The organism is Bacillus sp. DNRA2, assembly GCF_012843265.1.
Taxonomy (GTDB): Bacteria; Bacillota; Bacilli; order Bacillales; family Cytobacillaceae; genus Bacillus_BU.
The window spans coordinates 24,594-44,483 of sequence record NZ_JABAIT010000027.1; the positions used below are offsets into that span (position 1 = coordinate 24,594).

At 33.4% G+C, this 19,890-nt stretch carries 14 protein-coding genes; 4 read left to right on the forward strand and 10 right to left on the reverse strand.

Annotated elements, in window-relative coordinates; all coding sequences use genetic code 11:
* Positions 1-4 precede the first annotated feature (4 nt).
* The 6 genes from HHO41_RS18670 to HHO41_RS18695 form a co-directional block, all read right to left on the reverse strand.
* Entirely contained in the window at positions 5-5,263 is a 5,259-nt protein-coding gene (locus tag HHO41_RS18670; RefSeq protein ID WP_248278536.1) for an ATP-binding protein, read from the reverse strand.
* A 4-nt stretch (positions 5,264-5,267) separates the two neighbouring features.
* Positions 5,268-6,773, reverse strand: a complete 1,506-nt coding sequence (locus tag HHO41_RS18675; RefSeq protein ID WP_169101494.1) for a hypothetical protein — start codon at positions 6,771-6,773, stop codon at positions 5,268-5,270.
* 11 nt (positions 6,774-6,784) lie between these two features.
* A complete protein-coding gene (locus HHO41_RS18680; RefSeq protein ID WP_169101496.1) occupies positions 6,785-8,533 on the reverse strand; it encodes a hypothetical protein in 1,749 nt (582 codons plus the stop codon).
* A gap of 889 nt (positions 8,534-9,422) precedes the next feature.
* Positions 9,423-10,085 (reverse strand): acetate uptake transporter, encoded by a 663-nt coding sequence (locus HHO41_RS18685; RefSeq protein ID WP_169101498.1) that lies wholly within the window; start codon positions 10,083-10,085, stop codon positions 9,423-9,425.
* 245 nt (positions 10,086-10,330) lie between these two features.
* Positions 10,331-10,867: a DUF2002 family protein gene (locus HHO41_RS18690; protein WP_169101500.1), complete on the reverse strand. Its 537-nt coding sequence runs from the start codon at positions 10,865-10,867 to the stop codon at positions 10,331-10,333.
* A 102-nt stretch (positions 10,868-10,969) separates the two neighbouring features.
* Entirely contained in the window at positions 10,970-11,302 is a 333-nt protein-coding gene (locus HHO41_RS18695; RefSeq protein ID WP_169101502.1) for a DUF4145 domain-containing protein, read from the reverse strand.
* A 200-nt stretch (positions 11,303-11,502) separates the two neighbouring features.
* On the opposite strand from HHO41_RS18695, the gene HHO41_RS18700 reads away from it, so the two are divergent.
* Positions 11,503-12,411 carry a Gfo/Idh/MocA family protein gene (locus HHO41_RS18700; protein ID WP_169101504.1) on the forward strand — a complete coding sequence of 303 codons (909 nt, stop codon included), beginning with the start codon at positions 11,503-11,505 and terminating at the stop codon, positions 12,409-12,411.
* A 97-nt stretch (positions 12,412-12,508) separates the two neighbouring features.
* Here the strand turns inward: HHO41_RS18700 and HHO41_RS18705 are convergent, their stop codons facing one another.
* Positions 12,509-13,255: a hypothetical protein gene (locus HHO41_RS18705; RefSeq protein ID WP_169101506.1), complete on the reverse strand. Its 747-nt coding sequence runs from the start codon at positions 13,253-13,255 to the stop codon at positions 12,509-12,511.
* 411 nt (positions 13,256-13,666) lie between these two features.
* On the opposite strand from HHO41_RS18705, the gene dld reads away from it, so the two are divergent.
* The 3 genes from dld (at position 13,667) to HHO41_RS18720 (ending at position 16,707) form a co-directional block, all read left to right on the forward strand.
* Complete coding sequence (dld, locus tag HHO41_RS18710) at positions 13,667-15,349, forward strand: D-lactate dehydrogenase (protein ID WP_169101508.1); 1,683 nt, start codon at positions 13,667-13,669, stop codon at positions 15,347-15,349.
* A gap of 491 nt (positions 15,350-15,840) precedes the next feature.
* Positions 15,841-16,398: a GNAT family N-acetyltransferase gene (locus HHO41_RS18715; RefSeq protein ID WP_169101510.1), complete on the forward strand. Its 558-nt coding sequence runs from the start codon at positions 15,841-15,843 to the stop codon at positions 16,396-16,398.
* An 81-nt stretch (positions 16,399-16,479) separates the two neighbouring features.
* Entirely contained in the window at positions 16,480-16,707 is a 228-nt protein-coding gene (locus HHO41_RS18720) for a hypothetical protein (protein WP_169101512.1), read from the forward strand.
* A gap of 132 nt (positions 16,708-16,839) precedes the next feature.
* Here HHO41_RS18720 and HHO41_RS18725 read toward each other — a convergent pair whose 3' ends face one another.
* From HHO41_RS18725 to HHO41_RS18735, 3 genes are all read right to left on the reverse strand, one after another.
* Positions 16,840-18,027 carry a two-component system sensor histidine kinase NtrB gene (locus HHO41_RS18725; protein WP_169101514.1) on the reverse strand — a complete coding sequence of 396 codons (1,188 nt, stop codon included), beginning with the start codon at positions 18,025-18,027 and terminating at the stop codon, positions 16,840-16,842.
* 306 nt (positions 18,028-18,333) lie between these two features.
* The gene (locus HHO41_RS18730; protein ID WP_169101516.1) at positions 18,334-18,558 is read right to left on the reverse strand and encodes a hypothetical protein; all 225 of its coding nucleotides are present in this window, start codon (positions 18,556-18,558) and stop codon (positions 18,334-18,336) included.
* 170 nt (positions 18,559-18,728) lie between these two features.
* A complete protein-coding gene (locus HHO41_RS18735) occupies positions 18,729-19,211 on the reverse strand; it encodes a hypothetical protein (protein ID WP_169101518.1) in 483 nt (160 codons plus the stop codon).
* Positions 19,212-19,890 lie beyond the last annotated feature (679 nt).

Consider the following 19,890-nt stretch of genomic DNA (forward strand, 5'->3'; position numbering starts at 1 on the left):
TATTTCATATCCTTTCCCTTAACGGAGTAACATTAATCACCATTGGTGTATTCCTTTCAAGATTACCATCTGGTCTCAGTACTGGCCCTGCAACAATGCATTGGCCTTTTGGAAGATTCGCTAATCTCTTTGCCCACTCTTTTTTCTTTTGTGTATCTGTACTAAGAAATGAAGCAATGTCATTTATCTCAGTTTCTGGAGGAGAAAAGTAAATTTTTTGGCTAGCGTTTTGTAACCTCTGAATTTCATCTTTATGAAGTTGACCTTGCATAAATTGAGTAGCAAACCAACCAGACCACCCAAATTTTCTTCCTTCTGTCAAGATTTTGGCACTTGGTGAATTTTCACTATGATCTAAATTTTGCGCCTCATCTAATATTACAGGAAAAGGTTTACTCTTATCACCATGAGATAAGTTATAATTCCATAAATCCCACAAAATAAATTCAGTGACAATTAACTGCATTTCTCTGGTAAATCCGGATAATTGAACCACAAATACAATACCCTTCTTTTCTCTATGTTTATCCCAGTTGTATTCTGAGGAAGAATCAAATGGATTTCGATCGATAAGGGGTTCTATTCTGGATAATACTGTTTTTGAATAGGAGGACCCATCTAGTTCTAATTCTTTCTTTAGGTATCTTAAATTCATTTGATTTCCGTACTTCTCTAATCCCTTCATTGTTGCTCTGTAAATCGAGTTTGCTTGTTGAGGCCCTGTATCATAAACAGCTGCAAACACATCCTTTATTCTTTCAGCAACATCTGTATCCTCTTCCTCTTTAAATAAATCTTCATCTATTTCTTTTTGATTTTTCTTAAATGGATTAATTGGAAATTTATTTAGTTGAATATGAAATTGTTCTACTTTCTCACCCAAATAAACCTTGAATTCAGGTTCAAGTTTTGATTTTTTAAATCCATCTGTATAATCAAAAATTATACTAGAGATATTATTTCGAGCTAATTCAAGTAGTAAACATTGCATAAAATACGTTTTACCAACACCTGATTTACCTGAAATTAATATATGTCTGTTCTCTAATTGGGGATGACCATACTCCCAATAAATTTTTCTTTTAGTCCTATGTTCTTCGCCTAAAAGGATCCTAATGTTTTCTAAATTAGTAGTCTCCTTATTATCATTTTTTTCACTAGAGCTAGATGTGGTTTTTTCATTTTCTTCTATTGAATTAGTATTTGTTATATTATTTAACCCATCTTGATTATTAGCAACATGTTGATTTTCTAGAAACTCAATGAGGTTAATTTGATTTCGATTTCCATCGTTATTTTCTTTAGAGGCAGTTTGTTTAATAACCTGTTTATTTATTAATTCTTTTTCAGTTGCGTACCTTTCTTTTTCGAGCTCTCGATCCTTTAATTTATCAATGTTATCATTAAGTACAACATCGTTTACAAATTCATCATCCGCCACTAAAGACATCTCTAAACTTGTTGGATCCTCAAACGATACATCGTTCCTAAAGTCTGAAGGTAAAAGCTCAGTTTGTACATATAGTTGACCGAATGATAAATGTTTACAATTCACACCCGTTCCTTCTAAACAAAAACTTCTTTCCTCAATAATTTCGCCATTATAATCAAGCCAATAGGTTATCAATACGGAATCCCAATTAATTTTAAATTTCCCTTCTAATATTTTTAATAAATGCTGATTCATATTGGAGTTCTCTTTTTCACTTTCTGAAATATTCATTGTAGAAAAGGCTAACATTCGATATAGTTGTGAGAACCAGTATCTTCTATTATATTCTTTCGAAGAAGGGTTAAATTTATCCATTAAATATGCAACACCATTGCTTAATTGTTGAATTCCTTTATTTATGTGTACCTCGTTATACTTTGCCATCTTACATTCCACTAATGTTGCATCAATTACTACCATATCTTCCTGTGATTGTTTGTTAATCTCTATTTTCAAAAAGTCTGGCCGATTTGGTTCTCCATAAAACCAATGTTTGTAGCTATCTAAAGAAATATAATTATTTATTACTTCATTTTCATTTCTAGAGTTAATTTCCATACTATTAAATGATAGTAGACTAGATAAAAAGCTGTGAATTTCATAATCATGGGGATTTAATGCCTTTAATACTTTCATTCCGTCTAGCACATGCGATTGCTCAATGCAATACTTAGCAGATTCCCTACACATTTCATTAGACCATGATGGAAAAAGGGCCTTTAATCTTCTGGTTAATTTTACCTCTAAATCAGACTTTACTTCTGGTCTAGATGAAACTGTCATATTCAATTCCCCAAATGTTCCTTCACCAGTTGAAAAACTAATAACATTTTCTTCTTTTAGAAATGCCTTATCAAGCCCAGAATCAAGTGTAACAAGCCATCTAGATTTTTTATGAATCAAATCCATTAATTCAATCATTTTTTCAGGAAGTACTAATTCCTTTTCTATTCTATAAGTATCTTTTACACTGTGTGGTCTCTCAATCCAATGAAGCAATTGTGTATGATAATATGATGCTTGGAATTGCTTTTGGCTAATTGATATATTTTTTGTTAAATTCTTTTTTAAAACCGGGATAGGATGAAATACCATTGGAAACCTAGTCTCAGAGGGCTCTATAGATTTTTCTCCAGTTCTTTCATATACAATACCATTAGTTTTTAAAATATTTTCTAAGAATGTAATGTCACTTTCAAAAAGCTGCCCCTCGATATCGATCAAACTAATCTCCTGTAGATTCAAATCATTAAAATATGTTTCAATATTAACTGGATCAGACTCAGTAAAAAAGTTATCAAGCCAATAATTAACATAGTTTCTACCTTGGTTTAATCCACTTTGGGCAAATATTTGAAGCCTTAAGTGTATCTTGTGATTAATGCCCCCTAATTTATTGACAAATCCGTGAAGACCAGCAATAACTGGTTGTAAATTTGAAAAATTTAAAAATGTTATACGTATAGAATCAGTATGAGCAGGATAAGTTCTTACATACTCATTTATTTGTTCTGTTATTAAGCGAGACAAAGCTGTATCAGATATCATCTCTTTAGTATCAAAATCTTCATCAAAAACCAAATCAGCATCCAACATTGAATTTATATCTAGCGCAATATCAGATGTTATTTCTCCATGTAGGGCATAATAACCAAATACTTTTTTAGGAATCCTAGATTCTTCCATTTCTGATATTATTGTGTCTACAGATGAAATAATAGTTGATTGTTTTTCAGCTGCTACTATTTTATTCTCTATTATTGTATTTGACATCTTTTCATTTTCTAATATTTCTTTTATGACCAACCCTATACCACGCCTTTGGAAAGATTGCTGTTCTATTAATTTTTCTAGCATTGCAGGGTGATAAGGTGGTATTATAGCTCCTTCTAATTTTAAATTAGCTTCAGCAACATCCTTATTTGCAACTATGTAAAATAGGTTTGCAATTAAATTTAAGTGTTCTTTCTCAACCGCATTTAGATCATTAATTGATTCTGAAATTTCATTTACTACCTTAATATAGGTATTAATAAATTTAAAGGCACTGTCACTTTTTGCAGGATTAATGGAATTATATAGCCCATTTTCAAATAATGAACTCACAAAATTCTCATAAGGTTTAACTAAATGTATCATTTTTGAAAATAATAACCCATTCCTTACTTCATCTGGTAAGGTTGTTAAAGTATTAATAATCCCAATTTTTTTACCAATTAGTTGAAAATGAAATGATTCTTTATCATTACATTCAAGCAAGCTCCCTAATCCTTTAGCATAAAATATAGGAAGCAATAAAGATTCTTCTTCAAGCTTTTTATTTATTTCATCTAAATGTATAAAAGTCCTATACCAAAAGTCATTTGTATTAAAAACCCATTTGAAATTATGTTTCTTTTCTTCGTTTATTTTAATTTCAAATAAAATATTAGATAATTTAATATTAGATGAAGCAGCATTTATATTTACATTTGCAAATCTTTTTAAATTAAAGAATTCAGCATTATCTTCGTATTTTAGAGGTACTTTATCTTCTATTTCTTCATTTAGATATTCTAGAAGACCATTAGTAAATAAGCAGAGCTTTGACCACTTATCATACTTATCTTCATCATTGCTTAATGTATCAGCAAAAGTAACGCTTTTAACTATGAATTCTAGACAAAACCCATCATCATTTGAAATATTTCCAATAATATTACGATTATCCATTAATGTATTAATGACCATTTTTGAAAAAGCTTGTAACGGTGTACCGTATATTGTCTTAACTTTGTCTTTTTTCCCAACTGTACCACTAATTTTTATATCTAAAATTGCATTTATAAAGTTAAAATCCATCCGAGAAAGCTTAGGTCTTAATATATCAACATCTTTCCCCTGAAAATAATTAATAATTCCCACTTTAAATTCATTAAACGAAGAAAATTCTTCTTTTATTTGAAGCTCATTCTCTTTAATCAGTTCAGGGTGATTTAAAGCAAATTCATCAAATTTTTTCTCAAGTTTTACAAATTTACTTTTACTTAAACTATCTTTATACTCAGATCTATTAATAAACTTTGTTGCTTTAGATAATAATTCAAATTTCCTTCCTTTTTTTAATTTTGTAATTTCCTTATCTTCAATAGAGTAAATAGATGGTAATCCCCAATCAATCCATAACCTTTTAGCTAATAACTCGACAATTTCTTTTGCATTGTAAATCGACTCTTTTTTAATTTCATCAATAATTTGACTTAGTTTAAAAACATCCTTGGGGACAATTTTTAATAAAGAAGATAAAAAATGATTTATGATATTAACTTCATCTTTATCATCTAAATCTATTAATTCTGAAAACCATTTTGAATAATTTTCACCTAAGCTATTTTCAACTGATTTAGGTGAAATTGTAAAAAAATCATTTAACCCACCTTTATCCTCTACATTTTCAGTACCCATTAAAAAAACTATACCGGATAGCCCTTGTGTCCATTCATTTCTCCATTTTGTCATGGAATTGTCTTTATCAATGTAATCATTTGAATAGAATTCAGAAATATATTTTACATATAACGGGTTATGCTCGTATTCCTTAAACTGTTCCGAAGCGATCTTAGCAGTAAACTTAATTCCCTTTTTCTCAGCTTTTCTTTTAAAATTAGAGCAAATGCTTAAATATATATATGGATGGACAAAGTATTCTAATCTAAAGAGATGTCTGTTTGATTGATTATTAATAATTTTAGATTCGAGTAATTGGTTTATTTCTTTAATATAATCTTCCATACAATCACCCCTTAAATGGATTTTCTACAATAGATATCGCGTCAGATAGATCCCTTAAAAATCCACTGTCTTTTAACATTTCTTGAAATTTTTCTGAATTATTATCAAAAGGAGAAAAATCAAAATCTATTTTGTCTTTCCAATGGAGCTTAGCTTCTTTTGGTCCGATAATAATTTTAAATTGTTCATAGCATTTTTCTAAGAAGGTATTCAACAACATTCTTTCACCCGGTTTTATTATTATGATTACTAAAAGTTTAATTAAATCCTCATTTAAACTAAACCTCATATTTGCACCCTTAGGTGGAATAATAAAATCAATATCTTTACCAAGCTTTCTAATTAATCGATTGGTATCCTTTGATGCATCTTCATAAATATCAGCTTCTTCTCTTTTTGCTACTTCTTTATATGTATTTATGTCCGCAGTATGAACTGCTCTAAATACATTCTCTTCAAACCTTTGATAAGAAGTGGTTGCTATTTTTCTTATTTGTCCATTGGGATCATTTGTTAGATCTATTACCCACTCCATATTATCTTCATTTTCTAATTTTAGTGAAGCTTGAAGACTCATCATCCTCATTATTTGAAAAATAATTAACGTTCCTAGTAAGTCTATTTTTTCTAAGGGATCAATAAGTGAGCTTAACAAATTCCTTAATTCACTTACAGTATAAAATGAACGGAACCGATAATTTGAAGGAATCCATTCCATTGTTTTAGTAATATACTGAATCTTATCTGGTTGATTTGGATAATGATACTCCTGCCACGCTACTTGAATAAAATTTGATAAAATGCTTAATTGTGGAACCCCTTTTATTAATTTTCTTAAAAGCTCCTCTAATTCATTTTTTAATTCATTTTGTCCAACTAGCCCTTGAAGAACATGAAGATAATAAACTTCGCCACCTCTTGCCATAAAACTTCTTTGGTTAAATTCAAAACCAAAATCAACATCGTCATTTTCAACCTGATAATCTAAGTTCTCTCGAAACTTTTTACTACCAATTGCCTCTGGAAAAATTAACTCAGGAGTTACTGGTAATAATGATTGCGCAAACCAAGAACGCTTTCCAATTATGGCATTAAAGCCATAAAATAAATCCTGAAGTATATCTAATACAAATTCTTTACTTATATTAGAATCTGAAATATTAATCTTGCTTTTTAAATAGTCCCTATGATCTTCTAATGCGTTAATATCAACATTAAACCTTTTATCGGGCTCACTTCTGCTCAAAAAAACAAATCTTTTTAATCCCATCCGTGGATATGGATAATATGCAAGTTTTTCATCTTTTAAATGAATGGGAAAAGAAAAACCATTATCTTTCGTTTTACTTGTTTCCGACCCTTTATTTGAAATGAAAATTAATAAGAATTCTAATATATACTCGTAAAAAGTTTGATCCCTATATAGTCTTTGACCATAGGTTTGAATTTGAATATTTTGCTTTTTTACATCCTTATTATTTCCTTCAGGAAAAATATTATTATGCACCATATTTCCACCCCTTATCCAACAAACATTTCGTCATCATCAACTTCTATAGATATAACCTTTGGTCCAACATTCGTATGAACTAAAACTTCTGTCGTTGCGTCTTCAAACTTATATTCTTCATAAATTTTTGATTTCATTGTATCTATACCATGGCTTAAGGCGGGATTTATTTTTGTAGATACTGCACCTTTGGAAATCCTATCTAAATAATCAAACAACATTAATGATATTGGAAATGTTTCTGTTACTTTTGAGAATTTCAATAACATATTATAACGGCTTTCTTCTTTGTCAAAATACGATTGTTTTAATTCTTGTAATACCCTAATCTCTCTTTTTTCTATTCTACCAAGGAGTAATTGTACACTTTGAAAACCACTACCAGAACGTACTAAAGGTAAATATATTACATCACTTTCCGCATATCCATTAAATGAACCCACGAAAATAAAGTATAATGCTTTAGTAATCTTACTTCGCAATTCTCTGCTCTCACGGGCACCAATTTTATTGCTTCTGAACTTCAGAAAATCTGCAAAAACGGGAGAAAATAATTTATTGTATAAAATAAACATATTTTTTTCATCGTATTTTCCAAATAGTATTTCCATTCTTCTTAATGCCTTACGTAATTCAAAAGGCTCTTTGTCAGTAAGTAAATTCAATGAACTATATGTATAATGTCGGTTATATTTTTCCCAAATCGGTTTTGCTATTTTTCGTGCAGATTCAGTTAAAAAGGAAAAATCTTGTTTAACAAAAAAAGAGTAGTCATAGTCTAACTCTTTAGAATCTAATTTTAAATTTTGCAATTCTCTTATAGCCTTAATTTGAGTTGCATCACTATCTATATTTGTTCCTAGATATCCAAAAAATAAATTGGATGAATTGTATCTAAACATCTTTTCTATATGGTTAGATGAAAATTTTTCACCTACTTCGTTACAAAAAATATTTCCTGTTAAAGAATATGAAAGATGCGAAAGAATTTGTCTAACAGTTAACCTTCGATCATTTTCGAACATCCATCGATAAAAGGCACTTATTACATTGTTTACATTTACTACATTACTGCTTAACGTTTTATAATTGTTATAAATTGGACAAATTTGTATATTTTCACACTCCGTACAAGGTTCCCATAAATCTTTTGAAAGTAGATTACTCAAAATTTTTGGTGCAAGTATAACATTGTCAATTCTCGCCATGTTAATTAGAAGAATTTCGTTTCCTTCAACTTCTGATTCAATTCCATTATTCTCATCCATTATTTTTAACAGACCCATTTCAACTTCATCACTGTTTTCAGTAAAAATCCTTTTAAATGAATGTAATAAAGGTCCAGTATTAGAAACAAGGATTGCAGAATTTCCTTCTTTCTTTATTTCTAAAGACTTTTTAAGTAATTTATTTTGGTCTTCCTCAGAAAGCTCGCTCATATCTTTTACATAGAAAATAGATTTTTCTAATTCTTTCGAGTAAACTTCATCGTAAATTTTAAGATCTTCATTTGGTTTTATAAGGTTAAATTGTCTTAAAATTTGATGGACCAAACTAGTTTTTCCATCACCAGCGTGACCCGTCAATATTATTGAGACGGGTTTTTTTATTAGTTTATCAGCTAAATAAATACCCAGATTTCTTTCTACTCTAATCCTTTCATAGAATGGGTTTGTGACTTGCGCTTCAGCTAAAGCGTTTTCATTCGAACTGTTTGCATTGTTTAATGAATTTAAATAAGTAATATATGAATTACTCATTTGCTCCACCTCAAATCATAACTAATTTTTTTTAAATTATGAATAATAATAGTCGTAATAGTTATATATTACCATACACCAGGATATGGTTATACTATGTCATTACTATGTCAAATTTTATACAAAGATTAAAGATTAAAACCTCACAATCATTGTCATTTTTATTAAAACCAAATAATAAGTGGATATTTCTTGCTGTTACATTGAATAAGGAGAAAACCTATCACCCGTTGGGAGTGACATGGGGGGCAAGTTCAATTGCTGACCCAGTTCCCTTAAAAATCCCTAACCATCCTCACTCATCAACATTTTGTTAAATGACCTTCGTAAAAAACCATCTACTCATTAGTTCGCGCCTTTAAACTCATTATTATTACTACTTTGGGCATAAATTCATGATTCGTTTATACTACTGAATCTGCTGGAATAATTCCTATCTTTTTGTCTCAAACTCTATAAGACCAGTTGCTAAAAAAGGTATAGGAATAAAAGCTCATACACCCCTTTAAAAAGTGGTATAGTCTTATTTAGTCTAAAAAGAATTTGTAATTTTACTATATTGATTTATTAGAACCTTTTCAGAAGTACTAAAATTCGCCTCGTAATTTGTCGCCTTGTTTAAATTGGTTGTGATAAATCAAATAAAACAAAGGATGATTGAAAGGCTTTCATAAGTAAATTGTAAAATTATTGATGGTTTGTCCATGCAATCAACATGTATCGAGGGTACGTGGCAAAATATGACCTGTTGGTAGTTTATTTATTATTTTTGTAATAAACTCCTCCTGGAGACTAGCACAAAAAGAACATCCCCAAAAGAGATGCTCTAAAATACTATCAACAATAGAACAAATGTTCTATTCCGCTACTATTTGAGATTTAATTGTTATTACCCAACTTTAAGATGTTTTTCAGTCTTCTGTTCTTTTTCATTTGGTTTTTTAAAGATACCAAATGCCTTACCTACTGGTAAAACAACTTGCCCAAAATGTGGATTTAAGACTGCTGCAGCGGAACCATAAAATGATAGTAAAGCAATGAGCAATTCAGAGATGGCTGCAAGCATATGAGAGAACTCATACATAATGTCAAATGAGCTGAGGGACAATCCGATAAATAAGAAATCAATTAGTACAAAAATAAAAAACAGTACTTTATGAGTTTCCATTGCACCTACTGTCATGAATAGGCTAAAGATTAGGTAGCCGATGAATACAACACCTAGCTGTTTTGAATCAGCGTTAGCAAGGAGCTTTTCACCAAAAGCACCCATTTGAATCAACCATGTTGTTCCAACACCAAACCAAAATAATCCAAATGCTCCAAATGCTGTTGTTCCAAATACATTATTCTTTTTTGAATCTAGGAAACTTGCAATTAATTGTGCAATACCACCTAAAAAGATGGCCCATGGCAGAACTAATGCAGTACCTTCTGTCAGTCCTAATTTTTGTGAAGATGCTACGAGTGTTACAATTGCTAAACCAAACAGCCCAAGTGCAGATGGATCAGCGGTAACGATTTTTACTGAGGTATGATGTTGATTATTCAATGTTGTCTTGTTCCTCCTTAGTATTATACTTTCATAAAGTTACGTAAAATCGCCCGTATTGTCAATATGATAATGGATTACGAAACCAAATCGACACAAAACGACAAAAGAGACAAAAAAATGCTTGAACCTAATCAGAACCGGGAAACGGAAAGGTTTATTTTACCGAAATCAATCCTGATTCGAAAATAGGTTTGAAACTAGAATGTTCACGTACGAATGCCGACAAAAATCAGGTTTATGGTTTAAATTCTTACCCTGTGCCTATCCTCCAAAACCTGTACTATTCTTGCCAACAACGACTCTAATTCACTCTTAGTCTGAAAAGTATACGTATAACCAAAATTAGACTTAAGTTTTCCGTCTTCTTCTTTTTTGGGGAAGCGTCTTAACGCAGTACTTTTTACCAGTTTATTCGGAATTTCTACTAATGTATTTGCACGTTCAAATAATGAAGGATGAATAGCGATTGTTGGTGTTACATTGTCTAATAGATAGATATAAGCTCCATATTCAGGATGTTCAAACTCCGCTGCTTTTTTCGATACGTTTGTAAGCTTAAAATTTGTTGCTTCAAATGTTGATTTGTACTTTTCTAATGGGACTGCTCTTATGTTCGTCTTTTCCCGATCTCTGACTGTTCGTACTCTAGGTCCATCGATTTCTTTAACTTCTGTTTGTGCTTGCAGCTTTTCATGCTTCAATTGCTCTAGTTGAGCCTCTATTTCAGCAAATTTGTTTTCAGTCTCTTGGATATATTCATCCATCTGTTGTTTTATCATATGATGGTCTTGATTTTGCTTAGTAGGTAACATATATTCGGGAACAGTAAAGGAATGACTACCATAAACTTTTGCGTACCAGACACAGATATCAAATAATGCTCAATGTGCTCGTATTACCACTTCAGGTCCAATCTCTGTCACCTGATGGGACGCGATATTCCCTTTTTTTCTTATGTATTCAAGCCTCTTGTATATATTCTCTGAGATAACATCCTGTTTAAATAATCTATTAATTTTCTCCACCTGTTTAAGTGGGTACACTTCACTCATGTTTTCCTGTTCAAAAACCATTGAGATTAATTTTTCCCCAAACAAACGCATCTGGGTCATCGCTGCCTGCGGCTGATCCCACAAGAGTGTCTCAATACGTAATCCTAACTCTTCTAACGTACTTGAAAACTCCCCTAGAAAATTAAATATGCTGGGCTTCATGCTCGTTTCACTCCCCCTTTTCCTTTTATTTCCTATTAGTTTATCACGATTTTAAAGAACAGTGAGGAAGAATTTTAATAACTAACGTACTTATGTAAAGGTTGCGGAAGAGATTTTGAGTGATTTAAGAAATATTTGACCAATTGTAGTAAAATGACTAAATGAATAGAATTCCAAAACTGGAACAAGAGGTGACAATCATGAAAATTGGAATTATAGGCCTGGGCGATATTGCCAAGAAGGCGTATTTACCAGTGCTTTCAGAAAAAGAAGGAATAGAACTCGTTCTTTGTACAAGAAATGCGGAAACGCTCGATTTGCTTTCAAAAAAATATCGTATTCAAGAAAAAGTACGAACTGTGGAAGAGCTAATCGCAACTGGCATTGATGCAGCCATTGTCAGCACCGCAACTGAGGCGCATTTCGAGATTGCTGAAAAATTATTAGAAAATGGAATTAGTACCTACATAGACAAGCCCATTTCGATGAACTTCATGGAAACCCAAAAAATCGTGAAGCTTGCAAACGAAAGTGGAAAAATCGCCATGGTTGGTTTTAATCGGAGATTTATTCCGATGGTACGGGATTTAAAGGAACACGGCAAAGCAAACCTGGTTCTCATGCAGAAAAATCGGTTTGCAGCACCTGATTTTGTTAGAAGGTTTATCGTTGAGGATTTTGTTCATGTGGTCGATACGCTGCGGTTCCTAATGGCTACAGAGGTAAAAGATGTAAAAGTCGAGTTCCAAAAGTCGGGAGAAAAGCTAGATCAAGTCGTGATTCAATTAATTGGTGATGGCTGTTTGGCGATTGGCATCATGAATCGCAATGGCGGTGTAACTGAGGAAACGATTGAGTATCACACAGGCCACCACAAATATGTCGTGAATAGTTTAGTTGAAACAACACACTTACATAATAAAGAGGTCAGCATCACAAATTTCGGTGATTGGGAGCCGACCCTTTATAAACGAGGCTTCTATCAAATAACCGATCATTTTATTGAGTGCGTTAAAAAAAACATAGCGCCAAATCCTTCAATAGAAGATTCATTGCTCACACATGAGATATGTGAAAGAATCGTAAAACAGATTGATTCAGAGGCTTAATGCGAACGAAACGATGACCTTGTAATGGATAAGGGTCATCGTTTATTTATAATATACTTTCATCTTATCCACTGGCGCCAGGACCATTTTTCTGATATTAAAGGTTGTATTTCTCGATTACTTTCATCGCCTTTTTCATCGACTCGTTTGAAAGTTTCATCGTTCTTGTGTTTTTAATGAGAGTTATTAAATCGTCACTCATTTTTATTTTTGAATTGGAATCAAACTGATTCAAGGCCTGTGCCAAAGCTAAAATTGGCCGTTTATTTTCGGCGATGGGCTTGTTATTTTTTATTATGTACCAAGAGTTATTCTCTCTTTTTGCTTTAAGCTCAACAATAATCGGTTTAGTTTCTTCTTTTAAATATTGTCTGCTTAAATCATGTGCATATTGAAGATATTTTTTATCCTTCGCATCGTCCTGATAAAATATTTTGATAAACGGTCTTGAACGATTTGTTTTCTCGCAATGATAGACAGGATACTGGGAGAATTCAGAAGTTAATTCTATATATAGCTCTCTGATATGTTGAAAATATCGATTGGCCTCCTGTTTCACAAAATATTGACTGTTTGTGAATTCTGTTTTTTCGTGGAAAAGAAATAATTGATACAACTTTTGGCAATCAGTATATATATCAATCATTTCATTTTTATGAAGGTCAAATTGCTTAATCATTTCCAAAGCCTTTTCAAGAGAATATGCTTCGGCAATATTAGAAGTCGGATTGATATGCTCAACATCATAATGATATTTTTCGATAAAGCCATATTCATTCACTTTAACAATCCCTACCCCGATTCTTTGACCCTTCATTGATCCGTCAATATAGTACTCTATCATTCAGTACACCACTCTCTTTATTTTCATCCGGTTATTGACCTTGCGGAAAATTATATTAAAAAAACATCATAAGTTTCTTTTCTATAAAACACCGTCTAATTCCTTTTAAACAAAGAAATTTACCTTTAACCAACATGACTCGCTACGAACAAATAACTACACTATACCTGACGGGAATCCTACCTGCTATATGATTCGATTTAAATCTTTTCGCATAAGCAACCTTTCGTTAAATTTGGTTAATTATATTTTCCCTATTGATATATTGTAAATTTAGATTTATTATATTAATAGAGTAATAAATTTGTAGAAAAAGTTTCACAAAGTATGTGAACACATAAATATGTAATCGCTCACAAAATCACAAGTCATAATACAAGAAATTCTTTTCATATTTAGGAGGCCATGAGAATGGAAAATTCATTTATCACAGCACTTGAAGCGATTCTAGATCGCAAATATATCATTACCAATCCGTCAAAAACATTACGATATCGTAAAGGCTATCGCTCGGGACGTGGGGATGCATTAGCTGTTGTTAAGCCAGGGAATTTGACAGAGCTCTGGCAAATCCTAAAAGCGGCTGTCAAATTTGATAAAATCATCATCATGCAAGCGTCAAATACAAGTTTAACAGAAGGCTCAATCCCTGCTGGCGGCTATGATCGTGAAGTCGTTATTGTGTCCATTACACGGATTGATCACCTTCAGTTGATCAACCAAGGTACTCAAGTTTTGGCCTTTCCGGGCACAACGCTCTACTCACTTGAAAATGCGTTGAGACCGCTTGGGCGAGAGCCACATTCTGTAATTGGCTCGTCTTGTCTCGGTGCGTCAGCCATCGGTGGGATTTGTAATAACTCGGGCGGTTCGCTTGTCAAACGCGGCCCTGCTTATACTGAGCTTTCACTTTTTGCTCGTGTTGATGAAAATGGAGAGCTGCAGCTGGTGAATCACCTAGGCATCGACTTAGGCGATACGCCTGAAGAAATCCTTGGTAATCTTGATACTGGAAATTACGATTATAATGCTGTGCCGGAATCTCCTAAACACGGGCACAATCATACGTATCAAACGCGCGTGCGTGACGTTGACGCGGATAGCCCAGCTAGATATAATGCTGACCCTAATCAACTCTATGAAGCTTCAGGCTCTTCTGGCAAAATTGCAGTATTCGCAGTTCGACTTGATACGTTTCCGAAAGAACAAAACGAAAAGGTTTTCTACATCGGAACCAATACGCCGCGCGTGCTAGAAATGATTCGGAGAAAAGCGCTGTCGGAGTTTGAAAACATCCCTGTCGCTGGTGAATACATGCACCGTGAGATTTACGATATTGCCAAAAAATACGGCAAAGATTCATTCATTGTCATCAATAAACTTGGAACTGACCGTTTGCCGTTCTTATTTGCCTCGAAAGCGAATGCAGAGCGGATTTTGGACAAAATGAAAATCTTTAAGCCTTATCTTCCTGACCGTATCTTGCAAAAACTTAGCTATCTTTTCCCGAACCATTTGCCAAAAAGAATGGAAGAATTTCGCGATAAGTATGAGCACCATTTGATGCTCAAAATGTCAGGCGAAGGTAACGCTGAGGCGGAGGCATATTTGACGGAACTTTTCAAAGAAGCTGAGGGTGATTTCTTTATTTGCACACCAAAAGAAGGAGCAGATGCGTTCTTGCATCGATTTGTGGCGGCTGGTGCTGCAATTCGCTTCCAAGAGGTGCATCAAGACGAAGTCGATGATATTTTGGCACTTGATATCGCCTTAAGACGCAATGACATGGACTGGTTTGAAGAGCTGCCTGAGGAGATCTCGAGCCAGATTGTCCATAAGCTTTACTACGGACATTTCATGTGCCACGTGCTGCATCAGGACTACATCTTGAAAAAAGGTGTCGATGCGCATGCCTTGAAGAAAAAAATGCTGAAACTTCTGGATGAGCGCGGTGCGATTTATCCTGCGGAGCATAATGTTGGTCATCTCTATGAAGCTGCACCAGCACTAGTTGATCACTACAAAAACGGTGACCCTACCAACAGCTTCAACCCAGGAATCGGCAAAACCTCTAAACTTAAGAATTGGGCATAATCATCATCATAAAGAGTACACTTTTTGACAAATTGGTTTACAAGTAAAACTTAGAAAATAAGCTAAATTTTAATGTATTGCGATAAAAAAATGAAAACTGAAAGTCCACCAGGGGCTTTCAGTTTTTTTAAAAATCAAAATCCAATAAAAGTCTGATTCTATTAGTAGAATATTTGTTCATGGGCACGATTGAGGAGTTATCGTTACCACTAGCTTCATTTTTCATTCTTCATGGGCTCGATAGCCGACCTATCGTTACCACTAGCTTCGTTTTTCACTCTCCATGGGCACGATTGTCGACCTATCGTTACCGCCAGCTTCGTTTTTCACTCTTCATGGGCACGATAGTTGACCTATCGTTACCGCTGACTTCGTTTTTCACTCTTCATGGGCACGATAGTTGACGACCTGCTTTACTATTTTTATTTTTCTAATAAAATAATTAAGCGTTTATAGTAAAATTAAACCAACAAGAAATTTGGGGGTGGATTGTGTTTATACATAAGATTGATGAGAATGTTTCCTTAAAACTAATCGAATTAAATGATGCCCAAAGCGTTTTTGAACTAACAGACAAGTCGAGATATTATTTAAGAGAATGGCTACCATGGCTTGACTTCACCAATAATGTCGAAGATACAAAAGATTTTATCCGAGGATGTTTAAAAGGTTATGCCGACAGTAAAAGTTTAAATACGGTTATTTTATTCAATGAAGAAATTGTTGGAGTCGCAGGCTTCAATAGTATAAATTGGTCCAACAAGACGGCTTATATTGGGTATTGGCTTGGTGAAGAATATCAAGGAAATGGGATTATGACCAAAGTTGCTAAAGCGTTGACCAACTATGCTTTTCATCATCTCGATCTAAATAAAGTGGAAATTCGCGCTGCCGTTGAGAATAAAAGCAGCAGGACCCTTCCGGAAAGATTAGGCTTTGTAAATGAAGGAACAATTAGGCAGGCCGAGTGGCTATATGACCATTATGTTGACCATGCCGTTTATGGAGTATTGGCGAGCGAATGGAGAAAAATCCACTTAAAAAAATAACCCTATTAACACATCTTTTTGAAACTCTTTTTACGTTTGATTTCTATTAAAATAAGATTACATACACATCAGGAGGTTGGTTTGAACTTGAAAAATTTAGAGGATACACTTGATTTCGTAACAGGTAAAATTTATATGGTTGAAGTTCAAGACGGGAACGTTGAAAGGTATCGAGTACTAGCAGAAACACCTACCCATTTTATCTTTTATAAGGGAAATGACGATAGTGTTGATGTCATTGAAAAAGCAAAGAACGAGATCGTTGGAATATATGAAGTGAAGGATTGGGTGGATTCACAAGAGGATTGAGAATTTACAAGGTTACCTGAAGGGACAAAAGCCAACATTCTAAGTATAAGTGAGAATGTTGGCTTTTGTTATATTATTAGTGCGCCCTATTTTCTAATTGCATACCAATTTGGTCTTATTGACTAACGTCAACTAATCTTTGGCAAAATCCAGCTCGTGATTAGCATCAATATCTAATGGAAGACTAATAGTAAATGTAGACCCATAATTCGGAGTACTACTCACCTCAATCGTTCCCCCATGATCCTGAATAATTTTCTGACATATGGGTAGACCCAGACCCGTTCCTTCAGATTTCGTTGTAAAGAAGGGATTAAAGATTTTATTCAGATCCGCATCTTCTATACCCGCACCCGTATCACAAACCTCACAAACTGCTAAGTTCTCCACTTTGAACAATCGAATCGTAATATGTCCACTTTCAACCATAGACTGAATGGCATTGTTAATTAAATTCACAAAAACCTGTACCATTTTATCGAAGTCCATTTTAACCAAAAGATCAGGATTATCCTCCGTGTATACGATTTGATGTCCTAATCTGCGGGTTTCGGATTGTGTTAAGGTAATGACTCTCTTTAAACACTCGTGGATGGAATATGCTTGGTATTGAGAAACATCTGGTTTTGAAAATTGTAGGAATTCAACAGTTAATTTATTCATCCTGTTGACTTCACTAAAGATTATATCGTACCACGGCTCTATATTATAATTTGCCCCTTTGGAATGTTGCAGAAACCCTTGAATGATCGTTAACGGGTTTCTAATTTCATGTGCAAGACCTGCAGCCATTTCAGCTATTAGCTTCCCTTTTTCCTCTTGGTGCCGCAGTTCTTCACGTTTCTTCTCTTCAATAAGGGTATTTTTTTTCGTTTCCATTTCAATAATGTACTGAATGATCAGTACTACAGCTATTGAAGTTAAGAAGTCTGATCCAACCCCAAATATGCTATATGAATTTACAGGTGAATACGTAGCTCGAATAACAGTGTAAAAAACCATGAAAACAAAACCAAGAAAAATCCCCTTGACGGCTCCCTTGAATTGGAATAAAAATTTACTAAGTAAAATGATGTAAATTGAGTAACACCAATTCAGTTGGCTGGTGAAATGAAACAATAGCAACGAAATGATTTCACTAGCTGCAATGAAAACAAATAAGCGAGGATAAATTTTCTCCAAGAAAATGCTAATTATAAAAAGAAGTCCAAATCCAATCATAATAAATGCATTTTGAGTCTTGTCCAACGAAATCGAGGCGAAAATAACAAATACTACATAAATAGGTAAGACAATATGATACATTAACCGAAAAAACATAACTACTCTCCATTTCATTTCCCTTGGTAATCCAACTAATTATACACAAATTCCTGCTTGAAAACATTAGCTAAAGTTTACCTCAAAATATGAATGAAAACTTATCAATCTACTCTCTAAATTCTGCTTTGATACCATATGGTGCAGAATTTGCCCTCTTTAGCTTAATTTCTTTTATCGTTACGTGCATTGTTCTTCCCCCTTTCAAAAATAAAACTCCTACACTCATTTCTCGAGGTAGGAGTCCACGTAAAACTAAACTATGTAAAAACTGCGGGTTTCTGGCCGTTCACTAGAAACTGATGCTTAATCAATATCTTTCACCAACACTAATACCCCACTAACTGCCTCCTTGATTGCTTGCTCTTTTGTTTCACCAAATCCATTATGGCAATACCATTCCGGTCTTTCCGCAGTGGCGATTGCGTGCCAGTGATGCCCATTTTGAAATACATCGACCAATACCCCACAGGTTGGATGGTCATAATGAAACCGTTCGGTGGCTCGCAATAGATTGAAATCTAACGCCATCTTTAATACCTCCTTTGTTGCATCATTTTTATCATCACAATTGGAGATATTTTACTTCCAGAAACGTCATTCTATTCAAGTTATTGGAAATCAGAACCACTCAGTAGTCAACTTTACTATGACTATTTTGAAATAGATTATGCTTTGCCATCCGATCCCTCATACATTCATTAATCATCTCCCGGATGTGATACTCTCTTCACACCTTTTGTTTCTAAATCCATTTTGATTTTTCCTTTTGCGTTCCTGCCTACGATTTTGATTCGATACTTCCCATTTGAAGTATTAACTTTGAAGCTACCTTTGCTGCTGTTCTGGGCAATGTGGGTAACTTCTTGTTTTGGTGTTACAAAAACAATCTTGAAATCACCTTTTTCAATCTCAGCATCATAATATAGTTCGATCGCACTATTGTCCTTTGCCTCAATCAACCATTGCGTTTGCACCCCGGAAAACTTTTTAAAGCTAAAATCAATATGTTTTTTACTTTGGCTCCCAATTCTTCCTACAAAAGTATAGCTATCTCCGTTTTTACCAATCTCTTTGTTGCTGTCATAAAGTTCCCCTTTATCCGCTCCGCATCCAAATAAAACAGTAATCAGAGTAAATATTATTACTACCACCCCGAACTTTCTCATACAAACAGAATCCATTAACCCATCCCCCCAAAATATTCTCCGTTAAAAAAAGTCCACTCCATCAATGAATAAATGATGTGCGGACGTAACCTTCAGTAGCATTCTCTATTACCAACATACAACAAGAATTCAGGGACCTCAATTAATTGTATTTTATCATTTTTTATATTTTTCATTTTGTAATGCAAAAATGAGCCATATTAAAACTGAGAAGGTGACATAATTGAAGGTATTATTTTCGAGTGGATGTCCAAGAATTAATGCTATTATGTCCATACAAACACTAGATATAAGAGTCAGGATACTCGTTAGAATAATCGAGTGAAAAAATAACTTGGCAAATTTAATATTTGATTTCTTGAGAGAATTGACCATCCAAACACCTCCTTGTTTCATTTTTAACGAAATGACATTATTTCTTAAATTATACTCTTTTTTACTTTATTTGTAATAAATTCCGAATATTATATATGATTGAAATAACAGGAAAAATTCCGCTTAAATTGGAAAACACCCATATTTCCTTTAAAATAAGGGAAGTTTTTCCGGTTAACTTATCTAAATCTTTGAATTTTGACCTAATTTGAAGAGATAGCATTTTAGCCCCTTAACTGATTTGGACACCTAAATTTAGTAGGAGTACAATTTAGTTAAGAGGAGGAGTCCACTATGAGTAAGAGAAGAAATAGTGTGA

Excerpts from the sequence above, each read along its gene's own strand:
- HHO41_RS18670 (WP_248278536.1), bottom strand. The coding sequence starts at position 5,263 with ATGGAAGATTATATTAAAGAAATAAACCAATTACTCGAATCTAAAATT.
- HHO41_RS18675 (WP_169101494.1), bottom strand. The coding sequence starts at position 6,773 with ATGGTGCATAATAATATTTTTCCTGAAGGAAATAATAAGGATGTAAAA.
- HHO41_RS18680 (WP_169101496.1), bottom strand. The coding sequence starts at position 8,533 with ATGAGTAATTCATATATTACTTATTTAAATTCATTAAACAATGCAAAC.
- HHO41_RS18690 (WP_169101500.1), bottom strand. The coding sequence starts at position 10,867 with ATGATAAAACAACAGATGGATGAATATATCCAAGAGACTGAAAACAAA.
- HHO41_RS18695 (WP_169101502.1), bottom strand. The coding sequence starts at position 11,302 with ATGAAGCCCAGCATATTTAATTTTCTAGGGGAGTTTTCAAGTACGTTA.
- HHO41_RS18700 (WP_169101504.1), top strand. The coding sequence starts at position 11,503 with ATGAAAATTGGAATTATAGGCCTGGGCGATATTGCCAAGAAGGCGTAT.
- HHO41_RS18705 (WP_169101506.1), bottom strand. The coding sequence starts at position 13,255 with ATGATAGAGTACTATATTGACGGATCAATGAAGGGTCAAAGAATCGGG.
- dld (WP_169101508.1), top strand. The coding sequence starts at position 13,667 with ATGGAAAATTCATTTATCACAGCACTTGAAGCGATTCTAGATCGCAAA.
- HHO41_RS18725 (WP_169101514.1), bottom strand. The coding sequence starts at position 18,027 with ATGTTTTTTCGGTTAATGTATCATATTGTCTTACCTATTTATGTAGTA.
- HHO41_RS18730 (WP_169101516.1), bottom strand. The coding sequence starts at position 18,558 with ATGGCGTTAGATTTCAATCTATTGCGAGCCACCGAACGGTTTCATTAT.
- HHO41_RS18735 (WP_169101518.1), bottom strand. The coding sequence starts at position 19,211 with ATGGATTCTGTTTGTATGAGAAAGTTCGGGGTGGTAGTAATAATATTT.